Below are 25,858 nucleotides of genomic sequence, written 5' to 3'. Positions count from 1 at the left end.
TAGGGCGCCGAATCGAGTTGAAGCGATTGTTAGGCGCTGCAAAATAAAAACTGAATACGGTTGATCAATTTCCTTTATATTTGTCTGATTTATCTTGCTGTTATTTTAACTGTTTTCTGTGTCCATATATAGTGCTCTTTGTCATTCTCTGTTGCTTTTTCCCTCCGCAAAAAGGTTATGTTGGCATTTTCTCCTGAAGCCATACTTTCTACTATGGAAAGAAAGTGCGATTTGTTTTTGATTGTGACGCCATTAAATTCGGTTATCACATCTAGGGTCCTTAGCCCTGCCTGATCTGCCGGACCATCAATGGCGACATCGATGAGCAGCATATTTTCAATCCTGCTCTTTCCAATGGCTTCAGCCTGTCCCGGAGAAAGATCTCCGGTAATAATCCCCAGTCTTGGGATTTTCAGACTGAGACCTTGTCTTGAGAGAGCAGATCCAAGGGCACTGCCGAATTGACGAGCAAGCATTTCATCTTTGAAGTAAAAAATGAATGATGAATCATCATTTAACAACAACTTAATATACCATGGTTCATTCTTGCCCCGTGAACTATAAAACAGAGAAATATTACTAATGGAGGCTAGCGGTATCGTAAGGTTTTTAGAGCCACGACCTGATGCTTCATTTATTCCTACCCATGTAGTCTTTATCCGGATGGCTGCTGATGAAATGCTGTTTTTTTTCAGATCTAATCTGCTCTCTTGGAGAGTGAATAATGAATTGAAATATTTGGAGTACCGGAAATGGGTCTGACTCAATGCTACATTATTCAAAATGTTGCTAACCTGATCCGGCGACAGACTTGAATCCGGTTCGTACCAGTACCATTGTTCGGTACTAGGTGTTGGCCAGACCGAGTCTATATCGTCGGTCCAGATAGGGTGATTTAATAACAATACAAGTGCAAAAAGTATAAGTCCACGTTGCCTAATGAGTTTTTCAAAAATAGGAAACATAGATTTCACCTCCTCATGCTTGATAGGATTGAGCCTATCCCTAAATTTGTGTAAACGGTAATTATCCTAGCGATACCCGATCGCCATAAAAGATGCTGAATTGATGCATTGCCATACCCCAGTCTCGGATAGGCATGGTCCATTTTTTAGAGATATGTTGTAATCCCATAAATACCAGCTTTAGCGCTGCATCGGTTGTGGGAAAGCTCAACCTGTTTTTAGTGATTCTTCGGATTGAGTAATTTAACGATTCAATCGCATTCGTGGTGTAGATCACTTTGCGTATTGGTTCCGGGTATTTAAAAAAGGGCACTACTTCTGCCCAACGCATTTTCCACGATCGAGCAATCATGGGGTACTTAGTATCCCACCGTTGGGCAAATTGAGTGAGTTCCTCTTCTGCTGCAGTTTCACTTGCCGCAGTGTAAATCTTTTTAAGGTCCGCAGCTACTGCTTTCCGGTCCTTATAGGGCACGTATTTCAACGAGTTACGCACCATGTGGACCATACAGAGTTGGACTTCCGTTTTGGGGAATACCGTGGTAATCGCTTCAGGGAAGCCGCTTAAACCATCTACGGCTGCTATTAAAATATCCTGGACACCCCGATTCTTAAGCTCATTAAGCACCCGCAGCCAAAATGATGCTCCTTCTGCCTGGTCGATCCAAAGCCCTAAGAGCTCTTTTTTGCCCGTTATAGTGATGCCGAGGGCTAGATACAGGGCTTTTTTAGCTACGTTCCCATCATCTCGGACATTGAGCACAATGGCGTCGAGAAACACGATGGGGTACAAGGAATCCAGGGTCCGATTCCGCCAGGTGTCTAATAATTCTTTAACCGAATCGATTGCCCGGCTAATCAGCTCTGGGGATACATCAACCTGATATATCTCTTTGAGGTGTCCTGCAATTTCTCGGGTCGTCATCCCTCGATCGTACATGGACAGGATTTTGTCATCAAAGCCTTTAAACTCCCGTTGATGTTTGGGGACGATAGCTGGTTCAAAGGTGCCATCCCGATCTCGTGGGACCTCGATTTCTATTGGCCCCTGATCGGTTCTAAGGGTCTTTTTCGTTTTCCCGTTCCGTCGGTTAGTCGTTGGTTTTTCACCCTGGTCATGCTTTTCGTAGCCCACATGTTCAGTGAGCTCTGCTTCCATGGATCGCTCAATCAGGGCTTTATTTAATTGCTTAAGAAACCCGTCGGGACCTATGAGATCATCAGGACCCCGATACTCTTTCAATAATTCATCCAGAACTTCTTTGGTAATGGCCATACGTACTCCTTCTTGTAGTATAGCCGTTTACACAAAAATTGTTACAGGTTCTGTTAGAGCCGTCATTTTCTACTTAATTCCAAGCAATGTATTGTCTTCAATGTATTTACAATCAATACCCAAATTAATCATGTAATCTAAAAACTTTATCATTGCTGGTCTTTCGGTTCCGTAATGGGTACCACCAATTAGATTAATGTTTAGCTTCTTATTTAGCTCATGGAATTGTCTATTTCCTTCTTGGATAAACGGAACAGCCCATCGATGCTCTACTGTACCTGTAAGCAATGTATCACATCCATAATCATAGACTTGTTGAAGAAGATCAGGAAGATCACCACCACCAGCAACTACTGCTATTTTCTCTATATAATCTTTATTCTTTTCGAGTGTTAACACAGGACGTTCTAACTTCTTTTGAATAAAATCTGAAAAAACTTCAAATGAAGTTTTATTTATATGCCCAATTAATGCAGTAGGAGCGCCATAATAGTCATAAAAATACTTTTCTATAGCTATTCCACACCATTCAGCCAAACACTTCGAAGTTCCATAAATTTTATGTGTATCTAAAGGGGCATGTGCTACGTAAATTGAAATAGAATATCTTTGAAATTCTTTTAAATACTCTGATTTAATTGGTTGAAGACCTCTTTCATCTTCAAAGTAATCAAAATTATGATGTGTAACAAGTAAAGCATTCTTATATTTGCATGCTTTTTTGACAACTTCGTCAGTAATAAAAACTGATGTTAAGACAATTTCTATGTCTTTGGAGTTTTCAGTCATTAAAGCAGTTTTGTGTTTAATGAAATCATTATTAATAAAGTGTTTATTGTCATCAACAACTGCGAAATCGGTTAAATTTTCATCATTTTTAATGATGCAAAATTCATCATCCAGTCTTTTTGCTAAATCAGACAGTTTCATTAATTTTCCTCTTTGCGCCGAAGGCGTCGCTCTAACATACGCTTAACCTGCAACGCGTACATGGCGCGGTTTGTGCTAGGCGAAGCCGCAGCACATAACCGTGCCATAGCGTTATCCGGTTGAAGCGATTTTTAGCCGAAGTTCTCTATTTTCATTTCTTCAGATATTCTTAATAATTCTTTATCATTACTGACTAATGTAGAATCATTCCTTCTTGCGAGTATAGCGTAAAACATATCATATGCGGAATGATCATTTTTTATACTTTCTCCTAAAACTTCTTTCCACATATCTTTTGCAGTAAAAAAGTCATCTATCAATTCTAACCCATCATCAATGCACTGTAGACACTCTTCATGTGTTAGTATTTTGCTCTTATAATATTTCCATAATACATTAGTAATTTCAGATATATATAGTTCTGGAGCTATTACCCAAGAAGCTTTTCGGTAATAGCTCTCAAAGTAGTCTTTCTTTTCTTTTTGCAGTACGATTTGAATTGCAGCACTTACATCTAATACTATAGTCATCTATTTCTATCCTCTCGTATAAGTGCAACATCATCAATTGAATTTACTTCCTTATTTATTTCTCGAGCTTTTATTCTATCTAGTAGAGCTTTTCTTCTCTCAATATTTGGTTGCTCTAGTTGAAGTCCTTTTTCCAAAATAGATATGACTTGTTGAGCAATTGTTCTATTTTGTTTCTTGGCCCATATAGATATTTTTTTATATATGTCTTCAGGGCAATCTCGTACTTGAAGTAGTGGCATATCTATCCTCCGCATGCAATATACAGCCTTATGTATGCATTGTCAAGAAGATATTTAGCGCGCGAAAGCGCGTCCGGCTAACATTTGCTTAAGCAGTGAGCCGTAATTGGCGCGAGTTCTTGTGTAAGCAAGAACCGTGACAATAGGCGAATCTGCTTAAAGCAGTTGTTAGGTTTTTCAGAAAACTTCAGATTCTCGCTGGATGGTGCTAGTCCACTTTACTTTATTATTATCATTTTGGACTTCAATTTGTATGTTTCTTTTTCTAGCCCAGCTTGGTTCATTCGGCATTAATCTAAATCTTTGTGTTAATTGATTGTTGTCATATATTAATTTACCAGTGATAAGATCTTCATGAGAATCAATATTTATACGAAAATTTGTTTCAACAACCATACTCAAATTACTAAAAATAGGTTTTTCAAACTGAATTAGCATCGAACCTTCATTGTTAGATGGATAAGTCGATACTGAGAGAATCCCAATTGAATTATTTTTTACTATGCCACGAACTAGAAACATTTTACTTGAAATTTCTATATATCCATTTTCTAAGCGACTAATCACATACTCTGTTTCATTGGTGCCATTACTATAAACCCATTTTTCTCCTAATGCAATTTTACTGGGGTATTGAGTAATATCTAATTTTTTTTCACCAGTTCGAATAACAGCCATTTTAAATAATTCTGAGTAATAACCTTTCATTCCTTTAAAGAATATTGGAATATTAACTAAAACTGGAATCTCATAATTCTTTCCATCAATAATGATTTTGCTTTTATCGTTAGCTAGCGCACTCATTTCTCGAAACATTATTGGAAAAGAAGTTTCAGCCGAATGGCCTTCTGGATTTGTTAAACCAGCAAATTTTTTTGAAGGTGCAGAAGAACAACTTAAATAAAAATCAATCATTTCTTGATCAGCAGTTCGAAAACTCATTGAAATTGCTGGTTTGAGTTCGATAATTTCCTTTTTATATTCAATCTCGGCGAAATAAGTTTTACGAATTGTCCCATCTGAAATTATTCTATTTAATTTGTCTTGATTATTTAAGTAATCAATTTGTGTCTGATCATGCTTAGTTAAAATTACACGAATTTGCGTAGTATCAGCATCATTTATCATTGCTTCAATAGATTCATATTTTGGATGATTAAGAAAATATAGCATTATATGAATATCATTCTTTTCATAAAATATATCAAATGGATTTATAATATAACTATAAGATCCATTTGTGGTATCTGAAATAGTATCTGTTTTTAATATGTCTTCTATGTTTTGAGCTTGTCTTTCCAGAAATTCTTTTCCATAATTTGTAGTACAACCAGAAATCATTAAAATTGCTAGGGATAAAAATACTATATATTTATTCATCTCTTCTCCTTTTTATTTTTTCCCGAAGGGTCAACCTAACGGCAAGCATGAGCGGCGGGGCGGGTATTACAAGCACGCTTGAATTAGCAGGGCGGTAGCCCCGTCCGCTCCATGCAGTGTTAGGCGGCGTTTTGTGCCTTACGGCTGTCGTTCACCTACCATAGCGATTGTTTTTAGGAATTCTTGTCGGAAGGCTATGACATTGGCTATTCTATCCCTCCAAAAGCTATCCGTCTCACTTTGGAGTATTAACTGGTCAATCTCTATACGCTTTTCAATGTAGTGAGTCATACCATAGGGAAAGATAAAGGTCTGATCCGATGTGTCAAACAGTACTTGCTTTTCGGCTGACGAAAAGGCAATCTGACGATAGCCGCTCGCCAGAAAACGGCGTTGAAAACCTTCCACGTGTGAGAACCCCGTCAAGATTAAAACCGTGTGGTAACCTGGTAGGCTGGTGAGAATGTTTTGAAACATTCGATTCTCGCGCTCATCACTGTTGATTTGGTGGTTATCGGTCATCACCCACCAATCCATTCCCTGTACTTCTATCCCTTTTGCCCGAGCCGTCAGACTGGCAAAGGGCATTTCAATTGGCCCATCTCCCCAATTATCCCGCGCCAGTTCTTTGGGCCGACTCTCCACCAACAGAAGATCAGGCTCCAGATGTTCCAGAACTGCTTGAAGGTGTAAGAGAGAATAGTCTTTTGTAGTTAGGTGGTTGCTATGAATCGTGCCAAGCAGATAAACTTCCTGTCCCGTGTTATCGGCAAACCGCAGGAATACAGCTTCGCGGAAATATTGAGGGGCGAAAATGAGTAATAGCCCGCCACGTAGTTCTGCGTTGAAGGCAACCAGCAAAATGCCAGCGATAAGAAGCCCGCTGACAACAAAAAGAATGATTCTGCGTAACTTAGGCATCACCACAAAGTCTCTTTCGTTGACTATGCTCATTTCGATATGAATATCTAGCCGCAGAACATTTGGATAACCTGCATTGCGTACATTGGCGCGGTTTGTGCCGCGAAACGAAAGCACAAATCGTGACATAGCCGAGTCAGGTTGAAGCAGTTGTTAGATGCTTTTTTAATAGACTCCAGCAACTGCTAGCGTTATAACGATAAAACCAGAAATATTCATTAATGAGTGGGCAATAATACCAGACCAATTATTACTTCGTTTCTGTGATACATATGCAATTAATAAACAAGTTGGCAAAAGATTAATAATGTCCCACCATTTAAAAAAGTGAAAAAGAGCCCATAAGGTACCATTTAGGATCCAAGCATTTTTTTTGAACACAATTTTTTGTTTTGGTAATATTATTCCTCTCCACAATAATTCTTCCCCAAAGATATTGAAGAAAAGAACAACAGCAAAGAGCAATACTAGATACCATTTGTTTACTATCTGACCACCGGCAGCTTGATTTAATACATCTTTTGTAATTTGAAGATCTGGTATATCAAGAATCGCAATATTTGTTGGGATATTAATATGACAAATTGAAATCACATATTTTGTTAAAAATGTTGCTAAACCATATCCAAGAAACCCACATACAAATAAACCTAAACCCCATGTAATATCCTTCCACGTGAATTTAGGTAAATTCATCCTTTTAGAAAATTCAGGAATGGACAATTCTCTTTTCTCAATTATTTTATAGTAAAAGATTGATATACAGAATAAAAGAAAAGCTGGTGTTCCCAAGCTAACAAGATACGATGATATATCAGAGAATCCATTTTTTAATAAATAAATTCGTAAATAATGATAACTAAGATAGAATACTGTCCCTAAAATTCCAAAATAACAAATAGACTTTACTGTACCTAATGGTTTAATTTCTTGATTATTCATAGTAAATTGACTCCTCAACTATATATAACATATAACACTTTATGAACCATTTTTATTACTTATGCGCCGCGTAAGCGGCGTCCATCTAACATTTGCTTAACCTGCATTTCCGTGCCCGAAGGGCTTGGCGTGAAAATTGCCGAGCGTAGCGACAGCAATTTTCATGACAAAGGAAATGTCTGGTTAAAGCAATTGTTATGCATGTATTTATTACCATATTTTACCCTTTATAATTTTTTTATATAATATTTCTTCAATATTTCTTCTTCCATCAATTATTGAAACAATATATACTTCATTTTCTGTATATCGATATATTATTCTCCACGGACTTTCTATTATTTCATAATATTCTGTATTACCAACTGATTCTAATTCGGGAACTTTCCTTCCAATTGCGGGGAAGTCAACAAGATTTTCTATTTTTTTTATAATTTTCTCATAAATCGTACGTGCTACATTATTTCCAGAGTGTTCTGTAATATATAGAATTATTTCTACAAACTCATCGCTTGCATCGAGAGACCATACAATATCTCTATTCATTTTGTGTTAATATTTCCTCAATTTTTGTTTTTACATCATTATGTTTTATAACATTATTTTTATGAATATCATTTTCACCAATAGAGATAATTTTTAAAATATTTATTGTATCGATTAAGCCTTGAAATGTATCAACATCAAGAAGAACTGCTTTAGCCTCACCATTTTGTGTGATTATTATTGGATTTTTCTTTTCTTCTATTTGTCTTATCATTTCAGCTGTATGAGATTTTATATAAGATATTGGACGTATATCATTATTTATCTTTATCATTATATTAACCCTCCGTATTATAATTCATTATACAATATTTTAAAGATAGGTCAATATAAAGACTATAAAAAGACCTGTAAAATTTTTAAGCTATACAATTAAGGTAAAATATTCATATGTCTGATATATAAATATTTTACTTTCTTAAATCTGCATAACATTTGCTTAACCTGTAATCGCGGTCTGAGCCGAAGGCGAAGACTTGGCGCGGTTTGTGCGAAAAAGAGCGAAGCGATTAGCACAAACCGTGACAACAGCGATTATCAGGTTGAAGCGATTGTTCGATGCTCCATTTAAACACTTATTTCATATGAATATTTTTCAATTATTCCTTCCGGATTCAATTTATAATCAAGTATTAATTTTCTTAACTTTTCCAAATCTGCAATTTGTCCACTTTGAACTGCAGAAACCACAAAAGCATTAACAGCTTTCTTTAGCTCTGATAGCTTAGCATCATTAATTATTCTAATGTCTTTGCTTGGTGAAGCTGCGTATTCAAATTTCAAACTAGGATGAATTAAAATGGGCTTAAGAGTACAAGTATCATCATATTCATTCTTAAACCAATTAATCGAACCATTGATTTGATTTGTGTCGTGTTTATCAATACTAGCTGTTGTACATCCATTTTTGCACTCAATTACAAAGAATATCAAATTTCCGCAAGCCCATAAATTATCCGGACCTCTTCCAAACTCATTTTCAGGTCTTTGAGAGTCAAAACCAAGTAATCGACCTAATTCCAATATTGCTTGCTCAAAGCTATTTGATGTTTCAGGTTTAAACTGAAGGTCGTCTAGAATTGAATTTAGTCTAATTATAAGACCATTAGTATTTGTTGAATAGTTCATGAAATATGATCTGCATTTTTCTGCTTGATTAGCTGTGTGAGTTAGTCTTTGGTACTTTACTCCTTCTAGTGGATGTAATAGATGTGAGTTGAAAGCCAATGCTGATTTCAAAATAGACTGTGCTGAAGAAGGATCATTAAAATTCTGGAACTGTGCTAAATAGTACTTCAACCAACCTTTCATTAAGTTATTTTCTTCTACATTAGCCTTATCTTCCAATAATTTTATTGATTTATCCGTATGCCCTTTCCAAGATAACTTGTATGCATCTCTCAGATAATAAGAATAACGGTTTGGTATTTGAGGTTCATATTTCAAGCCAATTAGTGATGATTTTACAAGTGTTATCCACTCAGAATCTCTACTTAACACTAAATCAATTGCTTCCATAATATCAGGAATAGTTCCCTTGTGGATTTGTTCTAATAATGTTGATGATATTTTCATCTGTTGCTTTGTAGCTGGTGTAAAAAAATCAATACCATTTCTGGTATACAAGTAGTTGGTAAGGCTCTTTCCAAGTAAGAGCACAATAGAATAATCATCATTCGACCTTATAGCTCGTCCCATTCCTTGTTCAATTTTACGTATCTTACGAAGAATTGCTGTATTGTTGTTTCGTAAAGCATTATTATCAACTTTTTCAATCTCTGATCTATCATCTGGAAGTTCATCAATTACAAGTATTCTACATTCATCTTGAGGTAAATCAATTCCATCATATTTATTGATCAATACGATTAATCCATTATTCTTGGTTCTAAAATTAGAAAGACCTTCCTCAATGTTTTCTGCTATCAGTGTTGATTGTGCCACATCGCTCCAATATTCTGCTCTATAATGCGAAGGAACAATAACTACAACTTTATATTTTTCTGAATAAACTTTTAGCATATCTTTAATATCATCTTTTTTTATCTGTGGATTAATTTCTTCTGGAACAATTATCAATCTTTCACCCAAATCACTAGCTGACAATGGAGTTATTGTTCCAGATATTGCTTCTTCTGAAATATCTAAATAGCGACTTAAAATTGTATCGTCAGGTAAAGTTGCGCTGACTATTATTTTTCTTGACTCTGCATATGAACTAATTATTTCGGTAGGGATAACACGTATAGAAAATTCAATTTTCTCACTAGAAACGACACAGTCTGTGTATTTCAAATATTCTTTCAACAAAGGAATTTTCCATTTTATATTGTCATCTTCCTGCCTTCCGATAGTAAGACAACGCAATATTTGAGTAGAATTTGATTGAATTGTCCAAAATGGCACTTGAAGAAATGCCCCTGGTGTCTGACGCTCAATATCAAAGAACAATGTCTCCGATTGTGATTTAAGGTCATGTTCAAATATTTTTATTAAATCAGGGTATTGGGGCTTGGTATTTTCAATAGTAATAGTAAATTGATCTTCAATTTTATCTATACATGCATGTGCATCGTCAATTAGAACAGTACCAATATCAATTTTCTTTCCTTCAAGAGCAACACCAAATACAGATTTTCCATTGAATAGCTTATGAATATTTATAAGTAAAATTGATCGTTGTCTGAGAAATTGAATATCATCGGTTTCTGTAGTTATCGGGATTCCTAGTTCTTCTGCTTCGGAGCGAACTTGAGTCAATAGATAATTATCAGGCACAATATATACAGCAGGTCCCATTTTTTGGTTTATACAGCTTTGCAAAATTAGCAGTGAAACAATTGTCTTTCCACTTCCAGTATTCATTTTTATTACTGTTTCCATTTTACCGCAATTTGAAAACCACTTATCTAATACTTCAGCTTGAACATCTCGAAGATAAGAATATTTTTTCGATTTCTTTGGAAGAACTTTGAAAATATCTTTCGGGTTTGTTTGTTCATATATTCCATTATGAATATTTACGGCTGATAAGTTTATCTTCATTGAATTCCTCCTGAAATTAGCGCGCGCAGCGTCCATCGAACATTTGCTTAAGCAGTGAGCCGTCATTGGCACGCGTTCTTGCATAAGCAAGAACCGTGACAATAGGCGAATCTGCTTAAAGCAATTGTTCTGCGTCTTATATATCTCGAAATATATTTTCTATTCTAACTTTTCCAGGTAATCGGTAAATATCAAAATCTGAATCTATGCTAATTATTTTTCTTATTCCTGATTGTTCTGCAGCTAGAACGAGTGTTGCGTCTGCAAAATCCATGGGACGGTCACTATATTTTTTTGTTAATTCAATTATCTTCCCTAAATCAGTTTGTTTTATTTCATATAGCAATATACCACCAAGCATTATCCATTCAAGAAAATTAATTTGTACCTTTACATTAAAATCAAGCATATGTAATACTTCAGTTATTACAGATGTCGTAGTATGAAATTTATAATCTTTATTCTTTATGAATTCCTTTACTTTTTCATGATAATGATCGTCTTTATCAAATAAAGCAATTAAAGGACCAGCATCAATGAGTACGTCGTTTAGCATGTATCTTGTCCTTTATTTTTTCTTTGTAAGTAACTGAAAGATTTCCTTCGCCACTTCCAAATTTACCAAAAAACTCAATTCCAAGTTCATATGAATTCTTTTGTGATTCTTCAGAATAAAATAGTTTCTCAAGCGCTTCTTTAATTATTTCTGATTTAGATTTATGTTTTTCTTGAGAAATAGCCTCTAATTTTTGTTCAATTTCAGTAGGTAACCGAACTGTAGTCATATATTGCTTCCTGTAATACTTAAAGTAATACAATAATATTATTTTGTCAATATAAATTGAAATATAAGCAATTCTTTATATTATTATGCTTTATATTGATGAATGTATATTAAAAACTACACTTTTACTGTGGTTTTATCAATTCTCTCAGCGCCTTCAAGGTCCGCAGAACATTTGCTTAACCTGCATTTCCGTGCCCCCCTAGGGCTTGGCGTGAAAATTGCCGAGCGTAGCGACAGCAATTTTCATGCCAAAGGAAATGTCTGGTTAAAGCAATTGTTAGAAAGCTAATATTTTTGATATAGATCTTTAATACACTGTAATTCTTTCTCATCATTAAATTGTTTTGCATAGCCGCCAAATATCCAACCATTCATACCGTTATCTAGAGATATGAAATACCATCGATCTTCTATTCCGTTTATTTTTTGTATATAATCTCCAACTTTTATTATTTTTACAACAGTCCATTTTCTTAATATTGTTAGTATTTTTGAGTTTTCCTCTAAATTTGGTTCACTTCTGACACGTAAATTATCTGATACTATTATCATGTTGTGGTTGATTACTTCTGAAATATAATTTTTTTGTATCCAACCATTATAATATGGACCCCCACCATCTGTAGGCTCATCATAAGTAAAATCAATTGAAATAAAAACCCATTCAAAATCTGGATCTAAAGGTTCATAAATTATTGATGCCTTTCCAATTGTTGCTTTGTTACCATAATAATTCTTTTCATCAAATATATTTTTTGATGTACTTTTAGGAAGCGTATATAAGACGTTGTTTTTTAGAATTCTTATAGGAATATTTACTGATTTACATGGAATTTTATTTATAATTATAAAAGATGATTCTGTTGGATATTTCCATCCATAAAAAGAAACCGTATCATCCTCATCAATCAATAATTGATTCCCAGATTTATCTTTTCGATTACTTGTTGTATAGATTAATTCTTTTACAAAATATATATCATCCCATCTTGGTATTTTTAGATTCGGTGAGAAAATAATTTTTGTGTCTTTAATTGAATATTTTCCATATGATTCAATTCCTGACCAAGGTGTTCCATATACATAATAACCATCTATGAAAATAAGTTTGCCAAATACAGGATAATCCCAAACAGTATTGTTGATATTTAATTCTCCACTACTCAATACATCTTTTTTCTGGCCTAAATTATACCATTTAGGATCTTGCAAAATATTTGGTAAAGTTGTTTGAGAAAATAATGAGGTGCAAATAAATGCTATTGTAACTGTAAAAAACAATTTACTTTTCATTATATATCCCTATTTTAAGTCTTTCTAACATTTGCTTAACCTGCATTTTCGTGCCCGTAGGGCTTGGCGCGGTTTTTGCGTAAAACGAGCGAAGCGAGTAGCAAAAACCGTGACAAAGAAAATATCAGGTTGAAGCAGTTGTTAGGACAAACTTTCCTCAAACTTCATTAAAAACCATTTATGTTCATCTTCTTTATAAATTAAATCAATTAATCCAATATCTCCAAATCCAAAATATACTCCTGTATTATTTATCGGTATTGGAATTTGTAATATATTTCTAATTAATGCATTTAAAATTCTACCATGCGAAACAATTAAATATGTTCCAGGTTTATTATCCATTAAAGAATTTAATGCAAATCCTGCTCTTGCATGTAATTCAAAATCGCTTTCGCCAGTGTTTTCAGGAAATTTTCTAAATGGATTTATAAATTTTGGTATTGGATATTTAATTTCCATTAATTTCTTATTTTGACCTGTCAATATTCCATTGTCTTGTTCAATTAACAAATCATTTTCAATAATTTCCAAATGATATTTTTCATTTATTATGTTTGCGGTTTCCTTTGCTCGTTTTAATGGAGAGCAAATTATTTTATCAAATTTATAGTTCATTTTAATTAATTTTTCAGAAGCAGTTTTAGCTTGATTTTTGCCTAGGTCAGTTAAAGGCATATCAAGACGACCCTCAAATGCATTTTCAACATCAGCTTGAGAATGACCATGTCTAATGAAAATAAATGAATACATTTTTCCCTCGCGCGCAGCGTCGTCCTAACATTTGCTTAACTTGCAACGCGTACATGGCGCGATTTTTGCCAAGCGTAGCGACAGCAAAAATCGTGACATAGCGTTGTCAAGTTGAAGCAGTTGTTAGCCATTTTTTTTTGCTTTTTTTATTGGTATTGGAATAACCTTTTCTAATATACTAATTATTTCATTCAAAAGAGATTTATTTTCTATGTCAAGAATAAAATGTTCTTTTGAACCTTTGTAGGGAAATCCTTTGCTATCTTCTGAGAAATAATTTCTTATACAATCTAATTCTTTAACAAATACTGTATTATCACATACTAGTAATATTGGTTTATCATTTATATAAACCATATATTCACCAAACATTTTTCTATATCGTATATTCCAATTATTATCAATTTGGTCTAAAAGAAATTCTATAAAATCTTGAGTAGTTGACATATGATCCTTCTTAATGTTCGTTAAATGAACCTATCTCAATTAAATTCCCTTCTGGATCAGCTATATAACAGGTTCTTTGTCCCCATGGTTCGGTCGTTGGTTTTAGAATTGAAGTCGCACCTCTTTTTAATATCTCCTGATATACCTTGTCTACCTCAGAATAATTTTCTACACTTAATGCTATTTCACTATGACCATTAAATGATTGACTATATTCAAATGTTTTATCAACCATCTTTTCAAAATCAGTTCTTCTGTAAAGCAAAAATAATGTTCCATCTTTTACTAAATATACATTTGTTGTATCTTCATTTTCTTTAATTTCAAAACCTAAAACATCTCGGTAAAAACGAATCATTAAAGGCATGTCTTTAACAAAAATACAAAATCCGTCAAGTTTCATTTTATCCTCCGCCCGAAGGGTCTGGCTAACATTTGCTTAAGCAGTGAGCCGTCATTGGCACGCGTTCTTGCGTAAGCAAGAACCGTGACAATAGGCGAATCTGCTTAAAGCAATTGTTCTGCGTCTTATATATCTCGAAATATATTTTCTATTCTAACTTTTCCAGGTAATCGGTAAATATCAAAATCTGAATCTATGCTAATTATTTTTCTTATTCCTGATTGTTCTGCAGCTAGAACGAGTGTTGCGTCTGCAAAATCCATGGGACGGTCACTATATTTTTTTGTTAATTCAATTATCTTCCCTAAATCAGTTTGTTTTATTTCATATAGCAATATACCACCAAGCATTATCCATTCAAGAAAATTAATTTGAACCTTTACACTAAAATCAAGCATATGTAAGACTTCAGTTATTACAGCTGTCGTAGTGTGAAATTTATAATCTTTATTTTTTATGAATTCCTTTACTTTTTCATGATAATGATCGTCTTTATCAAATAAAGCAATTAAAGGACCAGCATCAATGAGTACGTCGTTTAGCATGTATCTTGTCCTTTATTTTTTCTTTGTAAGTAACTGAAAGATTTCCTTCGCCACTTCCAAATTTACCAAAAAACTCAATTCCAAGTTCATATGAATTCTTTTGTGATTCTTCAGAATAAAATAGTTTCTCAAGCGCTTCTTTAATTATTTCTGATTTAGATTTATGTTTTTCTTGAGAAATAGCCTCTAATTTTTGTTCAATTTCAGTAGGTAACCGAACTGTAGTCATATATTGCTTCCTGTAATACTTAAAGTAATACAATAATATTATTTTGTCAATATAAATTGAAATATAAGCAATTTTTTATATTATTGAGCTATATATTGATGAATGTATATTAAAAACTACACTTTTACTGTAGTTTTATCAATTCTCTCAGCGCCTTCAAGGTCCGCAGAACATTTGCTTAACCTGCAATTCCGGCCCGAAGGGCTTGGCGTGGTTTGTGCCGAGCGAAGCGATAGCACAAACCATGACAACAGGAATTGTCAGGTTGAAGCAGTTGTTAGCCAAATTTCCTTATTCGATTTTACTTAATATTTCTTTAATTTTAAATTTTGCAAAATACATAGACACTACTGAAATCAAGCTAATTCCCACTAATAACAAGTAGAAAAATCCTAAATCATATTCTAAGTAATAGTCTTTCATCATCCAGGAAATAAATGTTGGCGGAATTGGTAAAATACAAAACAGTAAACCAATAAATGTAGTAATCTTATATTCTTGATAATCAGGCCATTCAACAAGAATTGATAATTTCTCTTGTGGTTGTAATAATACATTTTGAAGTGTCATTGCATAAATAAAAATAGCTATCGGAAATCCTAATGTGAAAAAACTAACAATGGATTCAGAACTGTAAATGAAAAGACCAAATTTTGAGAAAAATGAAATATTAAACATTTTCATTATTATCATTACTATTAAATATATAAATTCTACACTAATGAAAAAAGCCTTAGCTATCTTTTTAATGCTCCATATAACGTTCATCACTAATTCCCTTAAGTATAATATTTGTCTCATTATATATTGCAGTAAAATCATGTTCGGTCGGAAGAGAAAAGTGGACAATTTTTTCATGTGTTTTTATAAAGAAGTGTTTCTGTCCTTGCTTACCATCCAGACGACCATCTCCATATCCATCTAAAGACATCAACAATGCAAGATCTGTTAAACTAATTTGGTTTGCTGCAATATACTCTTCTATTTTTTTCTCATTTCCCTCTAAAATATGTTTAATCAATTCTTTAATCTTTGTATTAATTCCTTTCTTCTTAGCTATTTCTTTTAATTGAAGCTCATCTAATTTTCTGTCGCTTAAATACTCCTTTAGTGATTCCCATAATTTGCCAAAAAGAGGATTTGGAGGCTTCACCCTCGCTTTTATAACTTCAATGCTATCCATCAAAGATAGACGATCATAAAAACTTCTCAAGTCGTCCAGCATTTTTATTTCACATTGAATAAAAAAGTTTCCAAGAGTGTTTTCAATTATTTTGGAAAATATCCTAATAAATGCTTTTGGTTCAATTTGATTTGGGATACTTCGAAATGCTATTCCTGAGAATTCTGGTAAATAAACAAACTCACTAATTCCTTGTACAAGACGTGGCTCTTCCTTTTCTTCTTTTTTACTTAGTTCTGTATTCAATACAGTAACTCTAGCATCAGGTCTTGCTTTGCTTAGTTCCCCTTTTATATATACTTGATTTTCCAATGTTACTTGTTCTACTTCAATAATACTCCAAACAATTTCGTTATCATAAAAAGGTTTTGAATCTAATAATGCTTCAATAAATTCTTTAGTATCGAAACCAGATTTTACTACACGTCCAACATAGAATACAGCTTCACCTCTAGGCATTTTCAAATCTCCTTTATTTAATTCCCCGCGCGGAGCGTCTGGCTAACATTTGCTTAACCTGCATTGCGTTAAGCTGGCGCGAAACGTGCCTGGCGAAGCCAGAAAGCACGTTTCGTGACAGTAGCAATGACAGGTTGAAGCAGTTGTTAGCCAAATTTTCTTTTGTTTTTAGCTTCGATAAAATCAATAACCAAGAAGCACTAGCCTATTTGTCTTTTCCTACCTCAAATGATGTCCACTCAATATTGGTTAACTCCATCATATTTTGTGATTGTGTTAATCCACATTTCTTATAAAAACCTACAGCGTCTTCATTTGCGTATATGAAAACAATAATATTATCTTTACCACCAGCTTGTTCACGAGCTATGGTTATCATTGATTTTCCAATACCGTTTTTAATATATTCTCTATCAATTCCAATGTCCGTGAGCAGTAACCAATATGCATAATCAGTTAAACCAAAACAGATACCGACTATTTTATTGCTATCAGTCCGGGCAATAAGGCTCAGTTGAGTGTTGTTTACAAGCTTCTCAATTCGCTGATTAAACCTTTCTTTAGGATATTGCTTTCCAAGATCTGTTCGTGTAAGAAATTCGATATAATCTTTAGCAGAAATATGTTCTTGGGAAATCGTAATTATACCTTTACCCGTAGATAAATCCGTAATATGGGTTGCATTCACTTTATACCTCCAGTAAATTATATTTATACCCGCATAATCTGGCTATTATTTAATAATTCGTACTCATTTTTTTGTATATAAGCTTACAGAAGATATCATGCCACTCTTTACTTCAAATACACCTAAGCATTTTAAATGATCATCGTCATCGTTAGAAATACCAAAATAGTTATATTTAGCTATACATTTATGGACTAGATTATTCGCTTCAACAATAACCATCTTTCCTTTTGGAAATTTCATAAATTGGTTACTAAGATATTGAACTACTTCTGTTTTATTAGCACTAATTGGTGAATCTTCCCAAAGATCTTCAAAAACACAGTTATTGCTGAGCAATTCGCTTAATGTTAATAAGTCTTTTTTATTTACCAAATCAACGAACCGCAGAGTAATTCGTATTGATTCTTCAATTCGACTCATTTTATATGGACTCATATTATTCCTCAGCCCGAAGGGTCTGGCTAACATTTGCTTAACCTGCGAGGCGTCATGGCGCGATTCTTGCCGAGGAGCGTAGCGACGACTAGCAAGAATCGTGACATAGCCGAGTCAGGTTGAAGCAGTTGTTAGACGTATTTTTTTACATTTTACCCATAAAAGGTAAAAATACATTTGAACAAGAGATATCATTTCCTGCAGCGGTTAAAGGAATTTCCGTTATTGGTAAATTTGAAATATCTATATATTTATTAAGAAAATCGTATTTTGCTTTGTATAATGCGGCATTCGTAGCATCGCCTATTGATATAAAATACATATGCCTAATGCTATTCATAATAAAGTTCGAAAGAATATCACATAATTGAATACTTACTAATGAAGTTGAATCATAAAAATCAAGAAACTTAAATCCATAATGTTTAGGAGTAGGTAATTTATTATGGACTGCTTCAATTATCATGGGAACTATAGTATTGATGTCTATTTTAATTGATGCAATATTGCCCCTTGCCCAAATAATTGATTTGCTTGTCGTTCGCATATTATATATATTGTCACAAATCACAGTTTCTATGAAACTTTTTTTAAAAGGCAATTCATGGATACGTTTTATTAGTAATGATGATAACTGATAATATAAATACGTTTGAACTTTTTTTTTATCAATACTGGTATTTTTTTCTAGTATTTTATTAATTACGTTTTCCAAATTCACATTTGCATAATTCAAATCATCTTTTTGCATTATATAAAACCGAATACTAACAGAACCAGACAGAGTCAAAGCTTGGATTGTTTTGAATAACTCATCAAGCAAAGCTTCCTTTTTCCTGTCAATTGTTGTACTTATTTTATTTCCTTTTAGTTCAATTGGTGCATTTGCATTTGCTAAATCATGTCTATTCTTAATAGACGCTAATATTGAATCAATTTGTAGAAATGTTGTTTGATCTTTATATAAGATACCAGCAAAACAAAACAGTGAACCATCACCAACCTTGCTTTCATCAAGTATTAAAGTATTTCCCATTTGATTCTCCTTTTGCGCCGAAGGCGTCCGCCTAACATTTGCTTAACCTGCGAGGCGTAATGGCGCGATTCTTGCTTGTCGGCGCGAAGCGCCGACAAGCAAGAATCGTGACATAGCCGAGTCAGGTTGAAGCAGTTGTTAGGTTAATTTTGTTTTTCTTCTTGATTCGATTCTTCTTTTTATTAGCATATCTTCATAATCAGAGTATTTTTTTCGTTCGAGATTAATCTTTACTTGATTTAGTTGCTTAAAATGAGCATCAAAATCTCGTTCAAAAGTTGCTTTGCTCACAACAAGATCGTGGACAGTATCCGCTAGATGCTTTACTAAGGCATATTTAAATTGAAGCGATTGTAGGTTTTCTTGATTAATTAGACGGTATTTATCCTGCTCAATAGCCGTGCCTTCCGAGTTGAAAGGATAAATCCATTGCCCGTGTGCAAGTTTATTTCTTATCTCGATTAATATTCTAAGGTCTTCATTGATTATTTTATTCAAAACATTGAAACGCGCAGCAGCTGTCTCGCCTAGTGATACATTATTTAGCTCTGCCTTTTTTAAACCATAATGATTTCTAAATGCCTTTTCAATAGTTAATTTCCATTGATCCATCTGAGTTGCGACTGTTAGTATTTCGTTTCTATCAGCATCACAAAAACCTCGTTCTTCATTTAACAGTTTTTTAAGCCTAGTTTCAGCCCATGCTCCTATTAGAAAAGAATAGAGTCTTAATAAGGATAGTAGACTATTTTCAGGATCTCTTGATGCTATTGTATTTCGAGCCAAACGAGAAATGTGATTTATTGTAAGTTCAATCTTTCGTAGGTTTTCTACATGATATCTGTATATTTTTGTTGGCATACTTCTTCCCGAATTTTCACCGGCAAAGCTCACTCATTGAATGAGTTTTGCCGGTGAGGATTCGAACCTCACAAATACTCTCACTAAGAGCGTGTTTCCCCTTACACCATCGGCCAATAAAGATTATAGCATCAGTTCTGGGATTTGTATATAATTTAGCGCCGTAGGCGTCAACCTAACATTTGCTTAACCTGCATTGCGTACATTGGCGCACTTTTTGCCGAGGAGCATAGCGACGACTAGCAAAAAGTGTGACAATAGCAATGTCAGGTTGAAGCAGTTGTTCTACGTCTTTTCTTTTTCATATTTTCCATATTGCATTGTCCATTTTATAGTTTGATCAAGAAAATCTTTATATCCGTACTCTACTATATAATAAATTGCTTCTTTATATTTATGATATTTATAACCATTTTTATTGAAAAAATCTTGAATAATTGGGCATGAATTCAATTCTTTGCAATCAGCGCATGTATCAATATTCTTTGTTATGCAACATATTTTCATTTTACATTTTGCTTTAGCTAAATCTCTTTCTCCATTGTTATATCCCAATTTACATCCGATACATGCTTTTTCTTTTTTAACTTTGCAAGTTCCACAAAATGCACCACAACAACCAATATCTTCTATGGTGTTATTTCCCATTTATTCTTCCTGTAAAGAATCCCATTATTGTGCTTAAAAGAAGAGTCATGATAATTACTGGGAAAAGATTGATGGGATTATTCCATCCAATAAGAATAGCGTTAGGGAGCAATACTAAAAAAGATACTATAATACTTTTAACTATTTGGTTTAATTTTAAATTATTGTAATATAGAATAAAACTAATTATTACCCACATTGAAAATGCAGAAATATTCGCATCCCATGTTAGTTTCATAATAAACATTGGTATAACATCAATTAATCCTAGAGAAACTCCAATTATTATGTACTTAAACAATTTACTCATAACAAACCTCCTGAAGTATTCTATATATTATCCTCTGCGCGAAGCGTCCGTAGAACATTTGCTTAACCTGTATTTTCGTGCCCGTAGGGCTTGGCGCATTTTGTGCGTCAGGAGCGAAGCGACAGCACAAAATGTGCCAAAGAAAATATCAGGTTGAAGCAGTTGTTAGAAGTCTTTTTTTGTATTTATAAAACACATTAATATTTTATCAGATTCAATAGTATTAATGATACTTATCATATACTATTTTGATCAATTTCTATAGACACAATTGGTATGTTTCTACTTTTCAAATACTCAAGAATTGAATTATATAAAAATACGTTATTTTTGAGCTTATTGTTTTCATCTTCAATATTTATATTTGGATAATATACATATCCTTTGTCTTTCCCTTCTTTAATTGAATCAGGATGTGTTGGGTCATATATTTTCTTAGGTATACTAGAATCTTCTTGTATTCTGTATTTTGAATTTGGAAGAACTTCAAGATATTTTCTTTTATAATAGGTTCCATCTTGTGTTCTTGTGGTTGTTAAATTAACTAAATTGCTTTTATTCAAATAGATATTTGCATATTGATAATCGAGAAGATTTATTAACACATTATTAGCAGGAGAATGAATTATTACCAAAGAATTATTTACTTGTACATTAATACTAGCTTTATTAAAATAGTTTATAATTTCTTCTTGTTGACTATATGGAACCAAAAGAATTACATCGTTTTCCATCTTTGTGCAGGAAATAAATAACACTGATAAAACCAGTATAAAAAGTTGTTTTCTCTTCATTTTTTCCTCTGCCCGAAGGGTCCTTCTAACATTTGCTTAACCTGCAATTCCGGCCCGAAGGGCTTGGCGTGGTTTGTGCCGAGCGAAGCGACAAGCACAAACCATGACAACAGGAATTGTCAGGTTGAAGCAGTTGTTAGGCTTATTTTTTTGGTTTTTGAGCAGGCGGAGTTACATCTGGTTTTGGGGTTTTAGGAGCATTGTTTTTACCTCCAGATTTTTCACTACCTTCATTTAGCGGCTTTTGTTGCCCGTCTTGTTTATGTGGCATCTTCCTCTCCTTTTTTTGGTGCGATTTCAATCGTTAATTCTTCTGGTAATCTGGAAATGTAAATTTTTGGAATGTCATAACAATATTTACTATCTTTATTTGTATATACCGAAACATCTGAAAGAAGGAGTTCTCTATTTTCACCAGGGTCAGAATATTGTTCCAATCGACCAAAATATACTAAGTCATATTTATGATCTCGTACAAATACCCATTCAACATCAGGAGAGTTGCATACAAATGTCCAGACATCATCATCACCATAATGATTTGAAAACCGTAATTTTTTCGCAATTTTATATAAAACCTTTTTTGTTTCTAATGTTACAAATATTATTCCTAATATTATACCAATAAATATTAAAAAAAGTAATTCTACTGCAGAATAATTACCTACCTTTAATAGTTTTTCTAATACTGGTGTAATACTCAAATTAAAAATGCAATTTAATAATTTAACAAATAAGTCATAAATTACATTTGAGATAAGTGATGATAATAAAATGAACATTATTTCACTAAAGCCAAATTTAGTTTTATTTTCTATTCTATAAATAGCAATTTTAACATAAAGCAAATAGGAAATTGAACCTGGAATTGATAAAATAAGCAACTTAAATATGAACTGATCGATTTGCATATTTTCCTTTCTTGGCCCGAAGGGTCAGCCTAACATTTGCTTAACCTGCATTTCCGTGCCCGAAGGGCTTGGCGTGAAAATTGCCGAGCGTAGCGACAGCAATTTTCATGACAAAGGAAATGTCTGGTTAAAGCAATTGTTATGCATGTATTTATTACCATATTTTACCCTTTATAATTTTTTTATATAATATTTCTTCAATATTTCTTCTTCCATCAATTATTGAAACAATATATACTTCATTTTCTGTATATCGATAAATGATTCTCCACGGACTTTCTATTATTTCATAATATTCTGTATTACCAACTGATTCTAATTCGGGAACTTTCCTTCCAATTGCGGGGAAGTCAACAAGATTTTCTATTTTTTTTATAATTTTCTCATAAATCGTACGTGCTACATTATTTCCAGAGTGTTCTGTAATATATAGAATTATTTCTACAAACTCATCGCTTGCATCGAGAGACCATACAATATCTCTATTCATTTTGTGTTAATATTTCCTCAATTTTTGTTTTTACATCATTATGTTTTATAACATTATTTTTATGAATATCATTTTCACCAATAGAGATAATTTTTAAAATATTTATTGTATCGATTAAGCCTTGAAATGTATCAACATCAAGAAGAACTGCTTTAGCCTCACCATTTTGTGTGATTATTATTGGATTTTTCTTTTCTTCTATTTGTCTTATCATTTCAGCTGTATGAGATTTTATATAAGATATTGGACGTATATCATTATTTATCTTTATCATTATATTAATCCTCCGTATTATAATTCATTATACAATATTTTAAAGATAGGTCAATATAAAGACTATAAAGAGACCTGTAAAATTTTTAAGCTATACAATTAAGGTAAAATATTCATATGTCTGATATATAAATATTTTACTTTCTTAAATCTGCATAACATTTGCTTAACCTGCGAGGCGTCATGGAGCGATTCTTGCCGAGGAGCGTAGCGACGACAAGCAAGAATCGTGACATAGCCGAGTCAGGTTGAAGCAGTTGTTAGATTGGTGATTGAAATTCTGGAAATACTAATTTGTCAGAATAAATTGCTATTTCACTTCCTTTTTTATAATTATGAGCACAATATGATAGATTGTAATATTGAACTCTATACTTCTTATAAAGCTCTCTTATATAATCAACATTGTCATAAGTAACCACCCATTTTCGCGATGAAATGTTTTCAAGGCATTTATATACTTTTTCATGGTCTTCACGGTTATAGTAGTTTAAATATAAATCTTTTCCCTTTTTATAATACGGTGGATCCAAATATATAAATGACTTATTACCCTTGATTAGATTATGGTTATTTATTAGCTCTATAGCGTCCAGATTATGAACTTCGATATTGTTTTTGTACTTAGAAATATGAAGTATGCGATCTATAATATTATTTTTATTGAACCTAGCATCAATTTTCCATTCTCCTTTTTGATCAAGTCCACCAATAACACCTGCATTAATTATTCCAGATCTATTTGTGCGATTAAGAAAAAGAGTTGAAAATCCCAATTTTAATAGATTCGTTTTTTCTGTTTTATTTACTTCTTTCATTTCTCTCCAAGTTTCAATAGTTACTTTGGTATTTTCAATTAAGCTACAAAGTTTATTTGTCTTATTAACTATTGAATGCCAAAGTGCATATATGGAAAGATCGAAATCATTAATAACAATTCGTTGAGCATATTGGTTAAATAATAATGAAAGTGCAACTGCAGCCCCACCTGCGTATGGCTCAAAATAGGTACAATCATAGAGATTATTTAGCTTAAGCAACTCCTTGAAATATCCAGATAGCTTTCCCTTGCCTCCTGGATATCTCATTGGAGAATAATTTTCTGACTTCAGATATCTGCCCATAATCGCTCCATGAATACTTGAATATTATCCCATGCTATAACAACATTTGTTGCAATAGGAGAGTAATTTGGATTATGGATATATGCATTCAGAGTATCCATCGATAAAACTCCATTAGGAATAGCAACCTGGTCTCGAACGCCCTTGGTAATATATTTATCTACAATACCAGTTGATTCAAGTAATGAAGAAATCTCTTGTACCTTTTCACGCAACTTTGAGTTAATTGTAATTTTTGCTGGTTTTTTGCTATAGATGTAACAGTCTAAACTTAATTCTACAAACACGCGTAAGAGGACTGCACAGGCGTTAGTAAATTTGTTAACATCAAGTTTCTTAAGTTCTTCATAGATTGCATTAACCTTTGAATTTGTTATTAATATTTTTACTTTTCGTGGAATTACAGTCTTCCTATCCTTTGATATTGTGGATCTTGGCGGCTGATTCGTAGGTTTGGCTTTTGATATTCCATTCAATAGCCATGGTTTATCTGCTAATCTGGAATGATCAGGAGTACTTTTCTTTGGAAACGATTTTACATAATCTTGACGATCGTCTTTTGTGTAAATTCGTTTGACTTTAAAATCTGGCGATAATAAATCGGATATAATCTTAATAAGTCCCTTTAGTACTTCTGATTCAGGCAATATGGATGTTACAAGGCCATTGTTTACCTCAATTCCAATAAAGCGACGAACATCAGGATCTGCAACTAATCTGCTGAGGCTTGTAATCGGCACAGAGCCTATATTCGCAATGATGTCATTAGGCGTTTGAGATGATGATTTTACAAAATTTAGAATCTGCAAAGCAACAGAAGACTTCCCTTCAACTTTTTCCTCAAATCTCTGAATCTGTTGTGCGTCCCAGTCAACTGTACCAATACCATTACTTTGGCCAGCGTGCTTTAGTTTAATCCACTTATCTGCATCGCTTGGGTCGGCGTATACACTACAATTGATTGAGTCTATTATCCGATCCTTAAACTCAGTTTTTAAAGCTTGAAATTTGTCGCGTAGACGTTCATAACCAGAAATATCAACAAGTGTTGGTGTATTCAGTAACTTAAGAGCAACAACTCTACGATTGCCTTCAATTACAATATATTTTGTTTTATCATGGGCATATGGCGATACTTGTACTAAATCATTCGGATTTAAGCCATTTTCCATTATATGTTTAGCGAGATTAAGTAATTTTTCTTTTTGATCACTTACAATCAAGTCGATTGCTTCTTTTTGGCTTTCTACAGATGTATACCTATAGTTCTCTGGATTCACAAGCAAATCATTGATTGAAATCATTTTAATCATACACTCCTCCTATAAAAAGTCAACCGTGAGTTGTGAAGATTCACTATATTTTAAGCGGCAACGAATGCAGCTGCCTGCATCTCCATTACTTTTCCA

At 33.3% G+C, this 25,858-nt stretch carries 35 protein-coding genes; 1 reads left to right on the top strand and 34 read right to left on the bottom strand.

All coding sequences use genetic code 11. The annotated features are described in order from the left end of the window. Positions 1–89: 89 nt before the first annotated feature. The 13 genes from SPICA_RS09120 to SPICA_RS09060 form a co-directional block, all read right to left on the bottom strand. Complete coding sequence (locus tag SPICA_RS09120; RefSeq protein ID WP_013969229.1) at positions 90–965, bottom strand: PDZ domain-containing protein; 876 nt, start codon at positions 963–965, stop codon at positions 90–92. 61 nt (positions 966–1,026) lie between these two features. Next, positions 1,027–2,241, bottom strand: coding sequence for an IS256 family transposase (locus SPICA_RS09115; protein WP_013969228.1), 1,215 nt, complete (start codon positions 2,239–2,241; stop codon positions 1,027–1,029). Positions 2,242–2,310: 69 nt separating this feature from the next. Further along, the gene (locus tag SPICA_RS09110; RefSeq protein WP_013969227.1) at positions 2,311–3,171 is read right to left on the bottom strand and encodes a Nif3-like dinuclear metal center hexameric protein; all 861 of its coding nucleotides are present in this window, start codon (positions 3,169–3,171) and stop codon (positions 2,311–2,313) included. Between the two features lie 131 nt (positions 3,172–3,302). Beyond that, the gene (locus tag SPICA_RS09105) at positions 3,303–3,701 is read right to left on the bottom strand and encodes a type II toxin-antitoxin system VapC family toxin (RefSeq protein WP_013969226.1); all 399 of its coding nucleotides are present in this window, start codon (positions 3,699–3,701) and stop codon (positions 3,303–3,305) included. Further along, positions 3,698–3,943 (bottom strand): ribbon-helix-helix domain-containing protein, encoded by a 246-nt coding sequence (locus tag SPICA_RS09100; protein ID WP_013969225.1) that lies wholly within the window; start codon positions 3,941–3,943, stop codon positions 3,698–3,700. Before SPICA_RS09100 ends, SPICA_RS09105 begins: the two co-directional genes overlap by 4 nt. Positions 3,944–4,120: 177 nt before the next feature. Further along, positions 4,121–5,323: a hypothetical protein gene (locus SPICA_RS09095; RefSeq protein WP_013969224.1), complete on the bottom strand. Its 1,203-nt coding sequence runs from the start codon at positions 5,321–5,323 to the stop codon at positions 4,121–4,123. A 138-nt stretch (positions 5,324–5,461) separates the two neighbouring features. Then, a complete protein-coding gene (locus tag SPICA_RS09090; protein ID WP_013969223.1) occupies positions 5,462–6,373 on the bottom strand; it encodes a hypothetical protein in 912 nt (303 codons plus the stop codon). Between the two features lie 36 nt (positions 6,374–6,409). Beyond that, the gene (locus SPICA_RS14860; protein ID WP_013969222.1) at positions 6,410–7,186 is read right to left on the bottom strand and encodes a CPBP family intramembrane glutamic endopeptidase; all 777 of its coding nucleotides are present in this window, start codon (positions 7,184–7,186) and stop codon (positions 6,410–6,412) included. A 210-nt stretch (positions 7,187–7,396) separates the two neighbouring features. Further along, positions 7,397–7,732, bottom strand: a complete 336-nt coding sequence (locus tag SPICA_RS09080; protein ID WP_013969195.1) for a type II toxin-antitoxin system RelE/ParE family toxin — start codon at positions 7,730–7,732, stop codon at positions 7,397–7,399. Next, positions 7,725–8,006: a type II toxin-antitoxin system Phd/YefM family antitoxin gene (locus tag SPICA_RS09075; RefSeq protein WP_013969194.1), complete on the bottom strand. Its 282-nt coding sequence runs from the start codon at positions 8,004–8,006 to the stop codon at positions 7,725–7,727. Before SPICA_RS09075 ends, SPICA_RS09080 begins: the two co-directional genes overlap by 8 nt. Before the next feature lie 293 nt (positions 8,007–8,299). After that, positions 8,300–10,777: a DEAD/DEAH box helicase family protein gene (locus SPICA_RS09070; protein ID WP_013969221.1), complete on the bottom strand. Its 2,478-nt coding sequence runs from the start codon at positions 10,775–10,777 to the stop codon at positions 8,300–8,302. A gap of 136 nt (positions 10,778–10,913) precedes the next feature. After that, positions 10,914–11,333 (bottom strand): type II toxin-antitoxin system VapC family toxin, encoded by a 420-nt coding sequence (locus tag SPICA_RS09065; protein ID WP_013969220.1) that lies wholly within the window; start codon positions 11,331–11,333, stop codon positions 10,914–10,916. Continuing rightward, a complete protein-coding gene (locus tag SPICA_RS09060) occupies positions 11,311–11,562 on the bottom strand; it encodes a ribbon-helix-helix domain-containing protein (protein ID WP_013969206.1) in 252 nt (83 codons plus the stop codon). Before SPICA_RS09060 ends, SPICA_RS09065 begins: the two co-directional genes overlap by 23 nt. A gap of 129 nt (positions 11,563–11,691) precedes the next feature. On the opposite strand from SPICA_RS09060, the gene SPICA_RS15445 reads away from it, so the two are divergent. After that, positions 11,692–11,853, top strand: coding sequence for a hypothetical protein (locus SPICA_RS15445; protein WP_156789653.1), 162 nt, complete (start codon positions 11,692–11,694; stop codon positions 11,851–11,853). On the opposite strand, the gene SPICA_RS09055 is transcribed toward SPICA_RS15445, so the two are convergent. The 21 genes from SPICA_RS09055 to SPICA_RS08960 form a co-directional block, all read right to left on the bottom strand. Continuing rightward, on the bottom strand, positions 11,850–12,857 hold the full coding sequence (locus SPICA_RS09055; RefSeq protein ID WP_013969219.1) for an SH3 domain-containing protein: 1,008 nt from the start codon (positions 12,855–12,857) through the stop codon (positions 11,850–11,852). The two genes, SPICA_RS15445 and SPICA_RS09055, sit on opposite strands and share 4 nt — an antisense overlap. 141 nt (positions 12,858–12,998) lie before the next feature. Then, positions 12,999–13,610: a histidine phosphatase family protein gene (locus SPICA_RS09050; protein ID WP_013969218.1), complete on the bottom strand. Its 612-nt coding sequence runs from the start codon at positions 13,608–13,610 to the stop codon at positions 12,999–13,001. 123 nt (positions 13,611–13,733) lie between these two features. Further along, positions 13,734–14,057 carry a transcriptional regulator gene (locus tag SPICA_RS09045; RefSeq protein WP_013969203.1) on the bottom strand — a complete coding sequence of 108 codons (324 nt, stop codon included), beginning with the start codon at positions 14,055–14,057 and terminating at the stop codon, positions 13,734–13,736. 10 nt (positions 14,058–14,067) lie between these two features. Further along, a complete protein-coding gene (locus SPICA_RS09040) occupies positions 14,068–14,460 on the bottom strand; it encodes a VOC family protein (RefSeq protein WP_013969202.1) in 393 nt (130 codons plus the stop codon). A gap of 125 nt (positions 14,461–14,585) precedes the next feature. Then, positions 14,586–15,005 carry a type II toxin-antitoxin system VapC family toxin gene (locus SPICA_RS09035; RefSeq protein WP_013969200.1) on the bottom strand — a complete coding sequence of 140 codons (420 nt, stop codon included), beginning with the start codon at positions 15,003–15,005 and terminating at the stop codon, positions 14,586–14,588. Continuing rightward, positions 14,983–15,234 carry a ribbon-helix-helix domain-containing protein gene (locus SPICA_RS09030; protein WP_013969206.1) on the bottom strand — a complete coding sequence of 84 codons (252 nt, stop codon included), beginning with the start codon at positions 15,232–15,234 and terminating at the stop codon, positions 14,983–14,985. The genes SPICA_RS09035 and SPICA_RS09030 overlap by 23 nt, the downstream gene beginning before the upstream one ends. Before the next feature lie 291 nt (positions 15,235–15,525). After that, positions 15,526–15,918, bottom strand: a complete 393-nt coding sequence (locus SPICA_RS09025; protein ID WP_169311869.1) for a hypothetical protein — start codon at positions 15,916–15,918, stop codon at positions 15,526–15,528. 61 nt (positions 15,919–15,979) lie between these two features. After that, entirely contained in the window at positions 15,980–16,876 is an 897-nt protein-coding gene (locus SPICA_RS09020) for a hypothetical protein (RefSeq protein WP_013969216.1), read from the bottom strand. A 205-nt stretch (positions 16,877–17,081) separates the two neighbouring features. Further along, positions 17,082–17,564: a GNAT family N-acetyltransferase gene (locus tag SPICA_RS09015; protein WP_013969215.1), complete on the bottom strand. Its 483-nt coding sequence runs from the start codon at positions 17,562–17,564 to the stop codon at positions 17,082–17,084. 63 nt (positions 17,565–17,627) lie between these two features. Further along, positions 17,628–17,987, bottom strand: coding sequence for a hypothetical protein (locus SPICA_RS09010; RefSeq protein WP_041396193.1), 360 nt, complete (start codon positions 17,985–17,987; stop codon positions 17,628–17,630). A gap of 160 nt (positions 17,988–18,147) precedes the next feature. Continuing rightward, complete coding sequence (locus SPICA_RS09005) at positions 18,148–19,038, bottom strand: DUF3800 domain-containing protein (protein ID WP_013969213.1); 891 nt, start codon at positions 19,036–19,038, stop codon at positions 18,148–18,150. 138 nt (positions 19,039–19,176) lie between these two features. Next, a complete protein-coding gene (locus SPICA_RS09000; RefSeq protein WP_013969212.1) occupies positions 19,177–19,899 on the bottom strand; it encodes a hypothetical protein in 723 nt (240 codons plus the stop codon). Between the two features lie 285 nt (positions 19,900–20,184). Then, positions 20,185–20,547 carry a DUF3795 domain-containing protein gene (locus tag SPICA_RS08995; RefSeq protein ID WP_013969199.1) on the bottom strand — a complete coding sequence of 121 codons (363 nt, stop codon included), beginning with the start codon at positions 20,545–20,547 and terminating at the stop codon, positions 20,185–20,187. Further along, positions 20,537–20,857, bottom strand: coding sequence for a hypothetical protein (locus tag SPICA_RS08990; RefSeq protein WP_013969198.1), 321 nt, complete (start codon positions 20,855–20,857; stop codon positions 20,537–20,539). Before SPICA_RS08990 ends, SPICA_RS08995 begins: the two co-directional genes overlap by 11 nt. Positions 20,858–21,093: 236 nt before the next feature. Further along, positions 21,094–21,651: a flagellar basal body rod protein FlgC gene (locus SPICA_RS14855; protein ID WP_013969211.1), complete on the bottom strand. Its 558-nt coding sequence runs from the start codon at positions 21,649–21,651 to the stop codon at positions 21,094–21,096. A 142-nt stretch (positions 21,652–21,793) separates the two neighbouring features. Then, positions 21,794–21,922 carry a hypothetical protein gene (locus SPICA_RS15820; protein ID WP_013969210.1) on the bottom strand — a complete coding sequence of 43 codons (129 nt, stop codon included), beginning with the start codon at positions 21,920–21,922 and terminating at the stop codon, positions 21,794–21,796. Further along, positions 21,912–22,562: a hypothetical protein gene (locus SPICA_RS14850; RefSeq protein WP_013969209.1), complete on the bottom strand. Its 651-nt coding sequence runs from the start codon at positions 22,560–22,562 to the stop codon at positions 21,912–21,914. The genes SPICA_RS15820 and SPICA_RS14850 overlap by 11 nt, the downstream gene beginning before the upstream one ends. A 154-nt stretch (positions 22,563–22,716) precedes the next feature. Beyond that, positions 22,717–23,052, bottom strand: a complete 336-nt coding sequence (locus tag SPICA_RS08975) for a type II toxin-antitoxin system RelE/ParE family toxin (protein ID WP_013969195.1) — start codon at positions 23,050–23,052, stop codon at positions 22,717–22,719. After that, positions 23,045–23,326 (bottom strand): type II toxin-antitoxin system Phd/YefM family antitoxin, encoded by a 282-nt coding sequence (locus tag SPICA_RS08970; RefSeq protein ID WP_013969194.1) that lies wholly within the window; start codon positions 23,324–23,326, stop codon positions 23,045–23,047. Before SPICA_RS08970 ends, SPICA_RS08975 begins: the two co-directional genes overlap by 8 nt. 259 nt (positions 23,327–23,585) lie before the next feature. Further along, complete coding sequence (locus tag SPICA_RS08965) at positions 23,586–24,449, bottom strand: DNA adenine methylase (RefSeq protein ID WP_013969208.1); 864 nt, start codon at positions 24,447–24,449, stop codon at positions 23,586–23,588. Beyond that, the gene (locus SPICA_RS08960; protein WP_013969207.1) at positions 24,434–25,762 is read right to left on the bottom strand and encodes a hypothetical protein; all 1,329 of its coding nucleotides are present in this window, start codon (positions 25,760–25,762) and stop codon (positions 24,434–24,436) included. The genes SPICA_RS08965 and SPICA_RS08960 overlap by 16 nt, the downstream gene beginning before the upstream one ends. Positions 25,763–25,858: the final 96 nt, after the last annotated feature.

The organism is Gracilinema caldarium DSM 7334, from assembly GCF_000219725.1.
Lineage (GTDB): Bacteria > Spirochaetota > Spirochaetia > Treponematales > Breznakiellaceae > Gracilinema > Gracilinema caldarium.
Note: the sequence above shows the minus strand (reverse complement) of the source record. Positions and strands in the feature narration are given on the sequence as shown.